Source organism: Arthrobacter sp. 05N428_2, assembly GCF_056397065.1.
Genome location: NZ_JBFTMR010000004.1, coordinates 224,621 through 238,303, shown reverse-complemented (window position 1 = coordinate 238,303; position 13,683 = coordinate 224,621). Strand labels below are relative to the sequence as shown.

Annotated in this window: 13 protein-coding genes; 9 read left to right on the top strand and 4 right to left on the bottom strand. The window is 69.9% G+C overall.

The genetic code is table 11. The features are described from left to right. Nucleotides 1–3 precede the first annotated feature (3 nt). The 9 genes from hemG (at nt 4) to hemL (ending at nt 10,013) form a co-directional block, all read left to right on the top strand. Nucleotides 4–1,521 carry a protoporphyrinogen oxidase gene (hemG, locus tag AC1DGI_RS05845; RefSeq protein WP_476898091.1) on the top strand — a complete coding sequence of 506 codons (1,518 nt, stop codon included), beginning with the start codon at nt 4–6 and terminating at the stop codon, nt 1,519–1,521. Nucleotides 1,522–1,640: 119 nt separating this feature from the next. Then, nucleotides 1,641–2,408 carry a hypothetical protein gene (locus AC1DGI_RS05840; protein ID WP_476898090.1) on the top strand — a complete coding sequence of 256 codons (768 nt, stop codon included), beginning with the start codon at nt 1,641–1,643 and terminating at the stop codon, nt 2,406–2,408. 276 nt (nt 2,409–2,684) lie between these two features. Then, nucleotides 2,685–3,401 carry a hydrogen peroxide-dependent heme synthase gene (hemQ, locus tag AC1DGI_RS05835; RefSeq protein ID WP_476898089.1) on the top strand — a complete coding sequence of 239 codons (717 nt, stop codon included), beginning with the start codon at nt 2,685–2,687 and terminating at the stop codon, nt 3,399–3,401. After that, nucleotides 3,398–4,645 (top strand): ferrochelatase, encoded by a 1,248-nt coding sequence (locus AC1DGI_RS05830; RefSeq protein ID WP_476898088.1) that lies wholly within the window; start codon nt 3,398–3,400, stop codon nt 4,643–4,645. Before hemQ ends, AC1DGI_RS05830 begins: the two co-directional genes overlap by 4 nt. Then, nucleotides 4,642–5,640, top strand: a complete 999-nt coding sequence (gene hemC, locus AC1DGI_RS05825) for a hydroxymethylbilane synthase (protein ID WP_476898087.1) — start codon at nt 4,642–4,644, stop codon at nt 5,638–5,640. The genes AC1DGI_RS05830 and hemC overlap by 4 nt, the downstream gene beginning before the upstream one ends. 20 nt (nt 5,641–5,660) lie before the next feature. Then, nucleotides 5,661–6,578: a uroporphyrinogen-III synthase gene (locus tag AC1DGI_RS05820; protein WP_441402125.1), complete on the top strand. Its 918-nt coding sequence runs from the start codon at nt 5,661–5,663 to the stop codon at nt 6,576–6,578. Beyond that, entirely contained in the window at nt 6,575–7,555 is a 981-nt protein-coding gene (gene hemB / locus AC1DGI_RS05815; RefSeq protein WP_441402124.1) for a porphobilinogen synthase, read from the top strand. Before AC1DGI_RS05820 ends, hemB begins: the two co-directional genes overlap by 4 nt. After that, nucleotides 7,555–8,676, top strand: coding sequence for an LLM class flavin-dependent oxidoreductase (locus AC1DGI_RS05810; protein WP_476898086.1), 1,122 nt, complete (start codon nt 7,555–7,557; stop codon nt 8,674–8,676). Before hemB ends, AC1DGI_RS05810 begins: the two co-directional genes overlap by 1 nt. A 5-nt stretch (nt 8,677–8,681) precedes the next feature. Next, nucleotides 8,682–10,013 (top strand): glutamate-1-semialdehyde 2,1-aminomutase, encoded by a 1,332-nt coding sequence (gene hemL, locus AC1DGI_RS05805; RefSeq protein ID WP_476898085.1) that lies wholly within the window; start codon nt 8,682–8,684, stop codon nt 10,011–10,013. A gap of 88 nt (nt 10,014–10,101) precedes the next feature. On the opposite strand, the gene AC1DGI_RS05800 is transcribed toward hemL, so the two are convergent. The 4 genes from AC1DGI_RS05800 to AC1DGI_RS05785 all read right to left on the bottom strand — a co-directional run bounded on the left by AC1DGI_RS05800 (nt 10,102) and on the right by AC1DGI_RS05785 (nt 13,678). Further along, on the bottom strand, nt 10,102–10,839 hold the full coding sequence (locus AC1DGI_RS05800; protein WP_476898084.1) for an amino acid ABC transporter ATP-binding protein: 738 nt from the start codon (nt 10,837–10,839) through the stop codon (nt 10,102–10,104). Further along, nucleotides 10,836–11,600: an amino acid ABC transporter permease gene (locus AC1DGI_RS05795; RefSeq protein WP_476898083.1), complete on the bottom strand. Its 765-nt coding sequence runs from the start codon at nt 11,598–11,600 to the stop codon at nt 10,836–10,838. Before AC1DGI_RS05795 ends, AC1DGI_RS05800 begins: the two co-directional genes overlap by 4 nt. Nucleotides 11,601–11,613: 13 nt before the next feature. After that, the gene (locus AC1DGI_RS05790; RefSeq protein WP_476898210.1) at nt 11,614–12,564 is read right to left on the bottom strand and encodes an ABC transporter substrate-binding protein; all 951 of its coding nucleotides are present in this window, start codon (nt 12,562–12,564) and stop codon (nt 11,614–11,616) included. 403 nt (nt 12,565–12,967) lie between these two features. After that, complete coding sequence (locus AC1DGI_RS05785; protein WP_476898082.1) at nt 12,968–13,678, bottom strand: exonuclease domain-containing protein; 711 nt, start codon at nt 13,676–13,678, stop codon at nt 12,968–12,970. Nucleotides 13,679–13,683: the final 5 nt, after the last annotated feature.

Here is a 13,683-nt window from a genome sequence, read left to right as displayed (position 1 = left end):
GCCGTGGCAACAGACGCCGACTCTTCCGCGGCGCTCTCTGCCGCGCCGACCGCCGTGGTGGTGGGCGGCGGGATTTCCGGCCTGCTGGCCGCCCGGGAGCTCGCCCGCGCCGGCGTCCGGACCACGGTGCTGGAAGCAACTGAGGAGTGGGGCGGCTGTGTCGGCAGCCACGTGGTGGCAGGTCTGACCCTGGACAGCGGCGCCGAATCCTTCGCCACCCGCACCCCCGCCGTGGCCGGGCTGGCCGAGGAACTGGGCCTCGGCGCGCAAATCGTCCCGCCGAACCCGGGCGGCGCCTGGGTCCAGCTGCCCGAGGGGCCGCGGGAGCTGCCCAAGACCGGCGTGCTGGGCATCCCCGCCAACCCCTGGGACCCCGAAGTCCGGCGTTCCCTTGGCCTGCTCGGATCCCTCCGCGCTTCCTTGGACGCCCTGCTGCCCGCGGCCGTGGGCACGAGGGCCGGGTCCACCAGTATTGCCGCACTGGTCCGCGCCCGGATGGGCAGCCGCGTGCTGGACCGGCTCGTCTCGCCGGTGGTCGGCGGGGTGCACTCGGCCGACCCGGCCCTGCTCGACGTGGATATGGTGGCGCCCGGACTGCGTGCCGGTATCCGCACGCACGGCTCGCTCGCCGCCGCCGTGGCCGCCCAGCGCCGGGGAGCCGCCCCGTCGGCGACTGCCCCGACGGGCGCCACGCCGGCTGCCCAGCGGTCCGGCACCCCCCGGCCCGGCCTGCAGAAGGCGGGTTCCGCGGTCGCCGGCCTCCGCGGCGGCATGCACACCCTGATCGACGCGCTGGTCCGGGAGCTGCGCGGGCTGGACGTGGCCCTGCTCAGCGGGACGCGTGCGGACGGGGTGCAGCGCACCCTCGGCGGCTGGCGGGTCACCGCGGGCCGCTCCGTGTTTGATGCCGAGAGGCTGGTCGTCGCGGTCGAGGGTCCGGCTGCCGTCGCGCTGCTCGCCGGTACGCTGCCGGGACTGACCGAACTGCGCCCGGCAGCGGGCCCGGACGTGCGGCTGGTGACCCTGGTGCTGGACTCTCCGGACCTCGATACCGCACCGCGCGGCACCGGAGTCCTGGTGTCCCCGCAAAGCCCCGGCATCCGCGCCAAGGCGCTCACCCACGCCACCGCCAAATGGGCGTGGCTGGCCGAGCGCACCCCGCCCGGCAGGCATGTGCTGCGCCTGTCCTACGGACGAGGTGACGGAAGCCCGGCCGGCGGGGCAGGCCGGGGCCGCCCGGAGCCCGGTACCGACGAAGAATTGTTCGACGCCGCGCTGGAGGATGCCGCCACGCTGCTGGCCGTCCCGCTGTCCCGGTCCGCCGTCGTCGGCTGGGACGTGGTGCGCTGGTCCGGGGCGTTGCCGTTCGCCTCGCTCGGCCACAAACGGCGCGTCGACCAGGTGCGGCGGCTCTGCGCAGCCGAGGGAAGCCTCGCCGTCGTCGGCGGCTGGCTCTCCGGAAACGGCCTCGCCGCGATCGTTGCCGACACCCCTTCGCAGGTGGCCGCGCTGTTGCCCTGAGGTCCGCAGAAGCAGACCGGAGGCGGGATTTTTTGGGCTCCTACAGCAGGCCGCTACCCGGGAAACAGCCGTTTGGGCAAATTTTCCCCTGGCGCCTTCCGCGGCTAGGCTCGATGACCATGGTTATGCACAGGTCCGAAGTTCCAGAGACGCCGGCCAGCCACCATGGGGGACTCCGGCGCGGCGCGGCAGCGGCAGCCCTTGGAGCGGTACTGGCACTCACCGCAGGGGTTCCTGCCACACAAGCCGCCACGCCGACGCCCAGCCCGGACGCGCCGTCGGCCTCCATTTCGGTCGGCATCGACGGGGTGCTCGGCGGCCTCCTGGGCTCCTGGCCGACTCCCTCGCCGACGTCCGGCTCCGCCACTCCCGGCCCGACTCAAAGCACGTCGCCGCCGACGTCGACGGCGCCCGCACCGTCGACGGGTCCGGACCAGCGTGCTTCCCGGCGGCCCACCGTTCCGCCGGTCGCGCCCACGACCTCCGCGCCGCAACCGGTCCCGTCCGAGTCGGCGACGCCGGTAACCGGCCAGCCGACGGGCAGCCAGCAGGCCCCGGCACCGGACCAGCCGCCCGGCAGCACCGCCCCCGGCGGAAACGCGGGCCAGACAGCCCCCGGCAGCGCGGTGCCTGACAGTGCGGTCCCCGGCGGTGCTGCGGGCACCTCTCCGGCAGCCCCGGGCGGAGCGCTCCAGTCGGGCGCCACGACGTCGGCAGCCACGGCCACGGCAGCATCCCCGCCGGCCCCCGCCAAGTCGGGGGACGAGATGGAGGCCGCCTCGGCCGTCGACCCGGCCGGCCCCTCCGCCCTGGTGGGCTGGGGCATCTGCCTGGTGGCCGTGTCCCTGGGCGCGGGCGCCGTCGTCCTCCGGTTGCGCAGGATGTAGGCCGCCCGATTCTTCCGGGGGCCCTCGAAGGGTGATCGGCTTCGGCGTTGATTTGCCAGAAATGGCCGCTTTGGTCGTCCGTTAGCGGCCATCTGCGGCAAACGGGCGGTCGCCGATGCTTGCGGACACTCAGGCGGGGGCGATCGGCGCCGGCTGCCCTGTTCGGGGACGAGCGGCGGTACGCCGCAACGCCCCCCGTGTGAAATTAAGCACTTCTACGCGCTGTAGAAGTGCTCTATTTCGACTTAGCTCCGGGGAGGGGGCAGACTGGTATCCATGAGCCACACTTCTGCCGAATCTGTCACTAAAACCGGAAAAACAGCAGCCGAAGAATCCGGCGAGCAGTTCTTCACGCTCTGGACGGTCTTCAAGCGTTCTGCCGACGTCCTGCGCAGCGGCGACGCCGCCGAGGACTTCGAGGCGCTCTTGGCCCGGCTGGCCGAGGACGGCGTCGTCCACCGCGGCAGCTACGACGTTTCGGCGATGCGCTCCGACGCGGACGTCATGATCTGGCTGCACGGCCCGAAGGCCGAAGCGCTGCAGCGCGCCGTGCGCGACATCCGCCGGAGCAAGCTGTTCACCGGCACCGAAATCGCGTGGTCCGCCATGGGCGTGCACCGCGAGGCCGAGTTCGCCAAGAACCACACCCCGGCGTTCTCCCGCGGCGTGGAACCGGCCGAATGGCTCTGCGTCTACCCCTTCGTGCGCTCCTACGAGTGGTACCTGCTGCCGGATGCCGAACGCGGCGCGATGCTTCGCGACCACGGGATGCTGGGCCGCGACTTCCCGCAGGTCATCTCCAACACGGTGTCCTCCTTCGCGCTGGGGGACTGGGAATGGATCCTGGGCCTCGAAGCCCCGGAGCTCGTGGACCTCGTGGACCTGATGCGCCACCTGCGCGGCACCGACGCCCGGCACCACGTTCGCGAGGAAGTCCCCTTCTACACCGGCCGCCGGGTCAGTGCCGTCGAGATTGCCGAGGTCCTCGCATGAGCCCGCTGGATCCGCAAGTAACCGCCGATAATCCCGTCACCGAGGCCGGCCGGCTGGCCGCCAAGGAGTACGACGCCGTACTCCTCGCCTCCTTCGGCGGCCCCGAAGGCCAGGAAGACGTTATCCCGTTCCTGCGCAACGTGACCCGCGGCCGCGGCATCCCGGACGAACGGCTCGAAGAGGTTTCGCACCACTACCGCGCCAACGGCGGCATCAGCCCGATCAATCAGCAGAACCGCAATCTCAAGGCCGCCATGGAGGCTGAACTCGCCAACCGCGGCATCGGCCTGCCCGTGTTTTGGGGCAACCGCAACTGGGACCCCTATATCCCGCAGACCCTTCAGGACATCTACGACGCCGGTCACCGCAAGGTCCTGATGGTCACCACCAGCGCCTACTCCTGCTACTCCAGCTGCCGGCAATACCGTGAGGACATCGGCCTGGCGCTGACCGAATCCGGGCTGGACGGCAAACTCGAAGTGGACAAGGTCCGCCAATACTTCGACCACCCGGGCTTCGTGGAGCCGTTCATCGAAGGCACCGCCGCCGGCCTCGCCGACGTCCGCGCACAGCTGGCCGCGGCGGGCACCCCGGACGCACCGGTCCATATCCTGTTCGCGACCCACTCCATCCCCACCCGCGACGCCGAAGCCGCCGGCCGCTCCGAGGCCGAACCCCGCCAGTTCGAGCAGGACTCCGCCTACGTGGCCCAGCACCTAGCGACCGGCACCGAGGTCATCCGCCGGGTCGAAGCCGAGACCGGCGACACCGCGCCGTGGTCCCTCGTGTACCAGTCGCGTTCCGGCGCCCCGCATGTGCCCTGGCTCGAACCGGACATCAACGACGCCATCGAAGAGCTCGCCGGACAAGGCGTCAAGGGCGTCGTGATCGTGCCCCTGGGCTTCGTCAGCGACCACATGGAAGTCGTCTGGGACCTCGATACCGAGGCCCTCGACACCTGCGGCAAGCTGGGCCTCGCGGCGACCCGGGTCCCCACGCCCGGGACGCACCGCAAGTTCGTGGCCGGCATCGTGGACCTAATCTGCGAGCGGACCGCCGCCAACAACATCGCCGACCGGCCGCACCTGACCAAGCTCGGCCCCTGGTACGACGTCTGCCGGCCGGGCTGCTGCGCCAACTTCCGCGGCGAAAAGCCCACCATCGCCGGCGCGGACACCACCGTCGGTACGGGACACGACCCCTACCCCGCGGCAGCACCCGCGGCCGGCCAGGCCACGCCGTGACCGTCCGGATCGGCACCCGCGCCAGCAAGCTCGCCCTCACGCAGACCCAACAGACCGCGGACCAGCTCGCAGCCGTCGGCGGTTTCCCGGTGGAACTGGTGCACATCCGCACCGACGGCGATGTGCTCACCGGTTCGTTGTCCCAGATGGGCGGCACCGGCGTGTTCGTCGCGGCCCTGCGTGACGCGCTGCTCCTGGATGCCTGCGACGTCGCCGTCCACTCGCTCAAGGACCTGCCCACCGGTGCCGCCCTCGGCCTGACGCTGGCGGCGACGCCGAAACGCGTGGACGTCCGGGACGTGCTCTGCGCCCGGGACGGGCTCAAGCTCGCCGACCTGCCCGCGGGCGCCAAGGTGGGGACCGGCTCCCCCCGACGGGCCGCTCAGTTGCGCGCGGCGCGGCCGGACCTGGACATCCGCGACATCCGCGGCAACGTGGACACCCGGCTGGGCCGAGTGCCGGGCCTGCCGGGCAACAGCACCGATGCTTTCGTCGAGGGCAAGTCCGGCGACCTCGACGCCGTCGTGCTGGCCGCCGCCGGGCTGCACCGGATCGGCCGGCTCGACGCCGTCAGCGAATACCTCGAGACAGACGTGATGCTCCCCGCCGCCGGGCAGGGTTCCCTCGCGATCGAATGCCGCACTGCCGATGCTCCGCGCAAGGCTGGCTCCACCGAAGGATCCCAGGGCGTGCTCGCCCAGGCCCTCGCCGCCCTCGACGACCCGGACACGCGGCTGGCCGTCACGGCTGAGCGGGCGCTTTTGGCCCGGCTGGAGGCGGGCTGCGCCGCCCCCGTCGGCGCTTACGCTGTCCGCAAGGGCAGCATGCTGCATCTTGAAGCCGTGGTCTGTGCCGTGGACGGGACCGCGACGGTCCGCGACAAGAAGGCCACCGACGGGCTGACCGAAGTCGGCGCCACCCTGCTGGGCATCGAGCTGGCCGAAGCACTGCTGGCGGCGGGCGCGGCCGACATCGCCGATTTGGCCGCCTCCTGAGCCGGACGGATGCGCACCTGATGGGACGCCGCAGCGCCATGCTCCGGCCGGACGGGACCGCCGGGCCGAGGGTACTTGAAGGTGCCAGGGTCCTCGTCACGCGCAGCCCGGACCGGGCCGGCGCGCTGGTGTCCGCGCTGCGCGAGACCGGCGCCGAGCCGCTGCTGCTTCCACTGATCGACTTTGAGCGCGCCTCCGACCAGCACTCGCTCGATGTGGCCTTCGATGCGCTCGGCGCCGGCGGCTACTCCTGGCTCGTGGTCAGCAGCGTCACCACCGTCCGGGTCCTTGAGGCGAAGGCCGCCGAACGCGGTGCGGCCCTCAGCGCCTGGCTGCCGGGCAGCCTGCAGGTGGCCGCCATCGGCCCGGCGACCCGCCGCATGCTCCAAGCCCTGGATATCCCGGTCGACCTCGCCCCCGCCGGCCAGCAGTCCGGGGCCGGCCTGCTCGACATCTGGCCCCGCGGCCGGTGCAGCGTGCTGTTGCCGCAGGCCGACATCGCCGATCCGGCCCTCCGCCGGGGACTGGAATCCCGCGGCGCGATGGTCCAGGCCGTCACCGCCTACCGGACCGTCGACTATCCGGCCGACCCGGGGCGCAGCCTGGCCGGCGCCCCCGCGCCGCAGGAACACGACGCGGCCGTCCTCACCCCCGCGGCCGCGAAGGCCGCAATCGACGCCGGCACCCTGCACGCCGTCGTCGCCGCCTCACCGAGCGCCGCCCGCCGCGTCCACGCGGCGCTGTCGCCGCTGGGCCGCTGCCGCCTCATCGCGATCGGACGGTCGACGGCGGACCAGGCCCGGTCGCTCGGCCTGCCGGTCGCCGCCGTCGCGGAGGAACCCACCGCCTCCGGACTCGTCGCCGCCGTCGTCGAGGCCCTGGACCCAGGGCACCCCCACTCCACCCCGTCCACCAGCACTGTGAAGGACCAGACATGAGCTTCCCGACCCACCGTCCCCGCCGGCTCCGCACCACTCCCGCAATGCGCCGGCTCACGGCCGAACACCGGCTCTCGGCGGCCGACCTCATCCTGCCGGCCTTCATCCGCGAGGGCCTGTCCGAGCCGAACCCCATCGCCTCGATGCCCGGAGTGCAGCAGCACACCACCGAAACGCTCAAGCGCGCCGCCGCAGAGGCCGTGCAACTCGGCGTCGGCGGCATCATGCTCTTCGGCGTCCCGGCCGAACGGGACGCGCGCGGCACCGCATCGCTGGATCCCGACGGTGTGCTGAACAAGGCGATCCGTGACGTGAAGGCCGAGGTCGGCGACGACCTGGTCATCATGAGCGACGTGTGCCTCGATGAATTCACCGACCACGGCCACTGCGGCGTCCTGGACGCGCACGGCTACGTGGACAACGACGCGACCCTGGAGATCTACGGGCAGATGGCCGTGGCCCAGGCGGAGGCCGGCGCGCACGTGCTCGGCCCCTCCGGCATGATGGACGGCCAGGTCGCCGTGATCCGCCAGGCGCTGGAGGAGGCAGGGCACGCCAACACCGCGGTGGTTGCCTACGCCGCCAAGTACGCGTCAGCCTTCTACGGCCCGTTCCGCGAAGCCGTCGATTCGCAGCTCACCGGGGACCGGCGCACCTACCAGATGGACGCCGCCAACCGGCGCGAAGCCCTCCTCGAGGTCGAACTGGACCTCGAGGAGGGCGCCGACATGGTGATGGTGAAGCCCGCCATGAGCTACCTCGACATCCTGGCCGACGTCGCCGCGATGAGCCCGGTCCCGGTGGCCGCGTACCAGATTTCCGGTGAATACTCGATGATCGAAGCCGCCGCCGCGAACGGCTGGATCGACCGCCGGGCAGCCATCACCGAATCCGTGCTGGGCATCAAACGCGCCGGCGCCAACCTGGTCCTGACCTACTGGGCCAGCGAACTCGCCGGCTGGCTGAAGGAGTCCTGATGAACACCCCGGCACAGTCCGACCCCGCCTCCGCGGCCAACCCGACCGCCCCGGTGGGGCCGGAATCGATCCTGCTCGGGCTGAACACCTTCGGCGACGTGGGAGTGTTCCCCGACGGGCAGCCCGTTCCGCACGCCCAGGTGCTGCGCCAGTTGCTGGAGCAGGCCGAACTCGCCGACCAGGTGGGACTGCACGCCTTCGGCGTGGGGGAGCACCACCGGCGCGACTTCGCCGTGTCCGCCCCGGAGGTCTTCCTCGCCGCCGCGGCCGCCCGGACCAGGAACATCCGGCTCGGTTCCGCCGTCACCGTGCTCAGCTCCGATGACCCGATCCGGGTCTTCCAGCGCTTCGCCACCGTGGACGCGATCTCCAACGGCCGGGCCGAGGTCATGCTGGGCCGCGGCTCCTTCGTGGAGTCCTTCCCGCTGTTCGGCCTGGACCTGGCCGACTACGAGGTCCTGTTCGAGGAAAAACTTGAGCTTTTCGACAAGGTTCGTGCGCAGAAGCCGATCAAATGGGAGGGCCGGACCCGCCCCGCCATCAACGGGCTCAGCGTCTACCCGCCGCTGGAGCACCACCTGCTGCCGGCCTGGATCGGCGTCGGCGGGACGCCCGAATCGGTGCTTCGCTGCGCCGAATACGGCTATCCGATCATCTTCGCCATCATCGGCGGCCAGCCCCGGTCCTTCGGCCCGCTGGCCGGGCTCTACCGCGAGGCGATGGCCAAGTACGGGCATCCGATGCAGCAGGTCGCCACGCATTCGCCCGGCCACATCGCCGCCACGGACGAGGAAGCGCGGGAGGAGTTCTTCCCGCACTGGATCGCGATGCGCAACCGGCTGGGCGCAGAGCGCGGCTGGGGCCCGGGCAGCCGGGGCGAGTTCGACGCCATGTGCACCGCCGAGGGCGCACTTTACGTCGGCTCGCCCGAAACCGTCGCCGCCAAGATCGCCCTGCTGAAGAAGAACCTGGGCGTGGACCGCTTCGATCTCAAATACAGCAACGGCACGCTCTCGCACGCCGCCATGATGCGCTCCATCGAGCTGTTCGGCACCGAAGTTGCGCCCCGCGTGGCCGCCCTGCTGGCCGGATCCTCCCCGGCTACTGAACTGAAAGAATAGGAACCATGACTTCCAGCCACCCTCGCAACGAGGAACTCTTCGACCGTGCCCGCCAGCTGATGCCGGGCGGGGTCAACTCGCCGGTCCGGGCCTTCGGCTCGGTGGGCGGCACGCCGCGCTTCATGGTCTCCGCGAAGGGACCGTACCTGACCGACGCCGATGGCGCCGACTACGTGGACCTGGTTTGTTCCTGGGGCCCGGCGCTGCTGGGACACGCCCACCCGGCGGTCCTCGCGGCCGTGCACGCCGCCGTCGACCGCGGGCTCTCCTTCGGCGCGTCCACCCCGGATGAGGCCAACCTCGCGGCAATCGTCCAGGAACGCGTCCCCGCCGCCGAGCGGGTCCGGATGGTCTCCACCGGCACCGAGGCCACCATGACCGCCATCCGGCTGGCCCGCGGCTACACCGGGCGCGACCTCGTGATCAAGTTCGCCGGCTGCTACCACGGCCACCTCGACGGGCTTCTTGCCGCCGCCGGCTCAGGACTCGCGACGCTCGCACTGCCCGGGTCGGCCGGCGTCACCGCCGCCACCGCCGCCGAAACCCTCGTGCTGCCCTACAACGACCTTGCCGCCGTCGAAGCCGCCTTCGCCAAACACGGACCAAACATCGCCGCCGTGATCACCGAGGCCGCGCCGGCCAACATGGGCGTGGTCACCCCGGGCGAGGGCTTCAACGCCGGACTGGCCCGGATCACCCGGGAGCACGGCGCCCTGCTGATCCTCGACGAGGTCCTCACCGGCTTCCGCACCGGCTACTCGGGCTACTGGGGACTCACCGGCGGTGCAGCCGGCGCCGCGGAGCCCTGGACCCCGGACCTGCTGACCTTCGGCAAGGTCATCGGCGGAGGGATGCCGACGGCGGCCCTCGGCGGCCGCGCCGACGTGATGGACTACCTCGCCCCGGTGGGCCCGGTCTACCAGGCCGGCACCCTCTCCGGGAACCCGGTGGCGATGGCCGCTGGCGTCGCGACCCTGACGCACGCCACCGAAGAGGTCTACTCCTTCGTCGACGCCCGTTCGCTGGAACTTTCCGGCGCCCTGTCTACGGCGCTGGACGCTGCCGGGGTGGACCACTCCATCCAGCGCGCCGGAAACCTGTTCTCGGTGGCCTTCGGCACCTCGGCCCGCGGCGTCCACAACTACGACGACGCGCAGGGCCAGGAAGTCTTCCGCTACGCCCCGTTCTTCCACTCGATGCTGGACTCCGGGGTGTACCTGCCGCCGTCGGTGTTCGAAGCCTGGTTCCTCTCGGCCGCGCACGACGACGCCGCGATGAACCGGATCTTCGACGCCTTGCCGGCCGCCGCCAAAGCCGCTGCCGCCGCGCAACCGTAAGCCACACAGCGCGCGGCGTCCGCCGTCGTCCTGCTTAAACACTTTCGGCACCCGCCGTAGCGGGTGCCGAAAGTGTTTCAGTGGCGCTCTAGAGGACGTCCGAAAGGAAGCCCTTCAGCCGCTCGGTCCGCGGCTCCGTGAAGAGTTGTTCCGGCGGTCCGGTCTCCACGACGACGCCCGCATCCATAAAGGTCACGGTGTCCGACACGTTCCTCGAGAAGCCCATTTCGTGGGTCACCACCACCATGGTCATCCCGCCCTTGGCCAGATCCGCCATGAGGGCCAGAACCCCCTTGACCAGCTCGGGGTCCAATGCGGAAGTTGCCTCGTCAAAAAACATCACCTCCGGCTTCATGGCCAGCGCCCGGGCAATGGCCACCCGCTGCTGCTGGCCGCCGGAGAGGTTGGCGGGCCGAGAATCCGCCTTGTGCTTCAGGCCCACGAGCTCCAGCTGGGCCAGCGCCTCGGCCCGTGCCTGCTCCTTGGACATCCCGCGCAACTTCCGGAGCGCCAGGGACACGTTCTCCACGACTGTCTTGTGCGGGAACAAGTTGAATTGCTGGAAGACCATGCCGATCCGCCGGCGCAGTTCATCCGGGTTGTCCTTGAGCACCGAGCGGCCGTCCAGCAGAATGTCGCCCTGCTCGGGTTCGATCAGCCGGTTCATGACCCGAAGGAGGGTGGACTTGCCGGAGCCCGAAGGGCCGATCACGGAGGCCGTGCTGCCCTTCTCGACATGCAGGTCGATGCCGCGCAGGACCTTGTTCGACCCGAAAGCCAGATGGATGTTCCGTGCCGTCAGCGATCCTGAAACGAACGCACTCATGCCTGGGCTCCCTTTCCGACGACGGCGGCTGCCTCGTCCGGTTCTTTCTTCTCCGGCCGGCCCGAGCGCAGACGGCGGTCGATCCAGTTCACGAAGTGCGTCAGCGGGACGGTGAGCGCCAGATAGAACACCGCGGCCGCCACGTATGGCGAAAGGTTTCCGCTGTTGGACGCCGCGTCCTTGCCGATCTGGAAGATCTCACGTTCCGAGGCCAGGAGGCCGAGCATGAAGACCAGGGACGACTCCTTGATCAAGGCAATGAACTGGTTGACCAGCGCCGGCAGGACCCGCCGGACACCCTGGGGCACGACGACCAGGCGCATGGCAGGGCCGTAGCCGAAGCCCAGCGCGCGGGTGGCCTCAAGCTGGCCCTTGTCGACACTCTGGATCCCGGAGCGGAAGATCTCACCGATGTAAGCGGCCGACATCAGGGACAGTGCGGCGATAGCCATCGGATACGGGCTGCTGGATCCGGTGACTTGCTTGAAAATCGGTCCGAAGCCCAGCCCGATCACCAGGATGGTCAGGATGGGCGGCAGCCCGCGCAGCACATCGGTGTAGATGCGTGCAATCCAACTGGCGGCGGCGTTCCGGGAAATCCCCAAGAGGGCAAGCACCATGCCAAGCACCGTCCCGATGACGCCCGAGGTGACGGCCAAAACGAGCGTGTTTGGCAGCCCGACGGCAAACATCTTGGGCAGGACTTCGCCTATCGCCTTCCAGTCCAGGAAGGTATCAGAAAGCAGTGTGAGGAAATCCACGAAACGCGCCGGACTACTTCGCGGGAACCAGGACGGCCTTGCTGCCCGGCTTCCAGCCCTGCGGGGTCTGCTCGGCAGCGGTCGGGCGGTCCGTGTACCACTGGGCCGTGAGCTTGGTCCACGTGCCGTCAGCGATCACGGCGTCGAGGCCGGAATTGAGGGCATCAATCAGCGGCTGGTTGTCCTTGTTCACTGCCCAAGCAGTGAAGTTCTGGGTGTTGACGACCTTTTCGGCGATCTTGGTGTTGTCGCCCTCCTTGACCTGGCCGGTGGCCTGCTGGGACGGAGCCACCCAGGCGTCCACCTGGCCGCTCTTCACGTTGGCGTACACGGTGTTGTAATCCGGGAAACGGACCGGCTCGAGCTTGAGCGTGTTGGTCACGTAGTCGTCCTGGACAGTGCCCTGGACGACGCCGATGCGGACGCCGTCCTTCAGGTCGGCGAAGCCCTTGACCTTGGCGTCGCTCTTGGTCACGACGGCCATGTAGCCGAAGTCGTAGCCGTTGGTGAAGCCAACGGTCTCGCGTCGCTTGTCCGTCGTGGAGATCGAGGAGGATCCGACGTCGAACTGCTTGTTCTTGACCTGGGAAAGCAACGCGGAGAAGTCAGTGGAGGCGAATTCGACCTTGAGCCCCAGCTTGTCGCCCACGGCGCGCAGCAGTTCGTTGTCATAGCCGGTGAACTTGCCCGACGGGTCAATGAAGATGTTGGGAGGGGCATCGGAGAGGGTGCCAACACGGAGGGTGCCCTCGGTGGTGAGGCCGAGCTTGGTCTTGTCGATCTTGTCCAAGGGGGTGACGTCCTTGGTGGTGTACTTGTCCAGCGTCTGCTGGTCGCTGCCGGCGAGGGCGTCGGTGGGCGAGCCGCTGGGCTGCGCCGATCCCGAGCCGCAGGCTGCGAGGGAAACGGCCAGGGCTACGGCGACGGGAGCCGCGGTCAGCCACTTCAGGGCTTTGCTTTTCATCACGCATTCACTTTCGTCTGACATTCAGTGGGTCGCGGGGAGGCTCATCGGGCCCGGCTGTTGGTTTAGGCACCGGCTGAACCAGCGTGCCGCGAAAGATAATTGTGTCACCCGCCCCAGAAGGCGTCTCAATCCGAATTATCCGCCGTCGAAGTAGGCGCTAAGCGAAGAATCTCCACGGTCAGGCGGGATAGACTGCCGCCGCGGCCGGTGCCGGCGGGACTCGGCGGAATCATCGCCGGTCCCGGAAGCCGGCGGCGCGAACCCCCGTGGATGTGATTTGCGTCGCTAGCACTGGATTTGCGCCCCGCAGACGCCTAAGGGAGGCCTGTTCGGGGCCAACGTGTCGGTTTAAGAAGGACGCCGCAGGGGATCCACGGAAGGCCGCGGCCCGGGCACCGCCCTAGAAGTCGCCGCGGCTGGCGTCTTCGGGCGGCAGCACCGGCCAGTCACCCTCGATCACGGCGGCCGGCTTGGTCTTGCGCAGATAGCTTTGAAAATCCGAGGCCTGGGAGGTGGCCCACTCGACCTGGAGTTGGTGGAGGTGGCTGGCCGGCATGCGCAGCTTTGGAAACTTCCCGGCCATCGCGTCGAGCATGCGCAACGTCGCCAGCGCATCCGCCGCGGACGTGTGGGCGTTGTCCAGGTTCACGCCGTACTCCTCGCACAGCGCGGTGAGGGTGCGCTTGCCCTTGCGGTACCGGTCCACCTGCTTGTTCATGATGTAGGGGTCCAGGACGGGGAAGCGGCTGAGCTGGGGTACGCCGTAGCGGGCCGACTCGGCGGCGAGCACAGTGAAATCGTAACTGGCGTTGAACGCAATCACCGGAACGCCGGTGTCGAACAGTTCCTGCAGGACCGCCGCCAGTTCCCGTGTCACCTCGGCAGCCGGGCGGCCCTCGCGGCGGGCCTGTTCGGTGGTGACTCCGTGCACATCGCTGGCCTCGGTGGGGATTTCCACGCCCGGATCGGCCAGCCATTCGTGTTCCTTGATGACCGCCCCGTGGGCGTCCACCACGGTCACGGAGGCCGTCACGATCCGCGCTGCGCGCGAGTTCCGGCCCGTGGTTTCCAGGTCGAACGCCGCGCGGGGAAGGGTGTGCCAGGTGCTCATGCTTC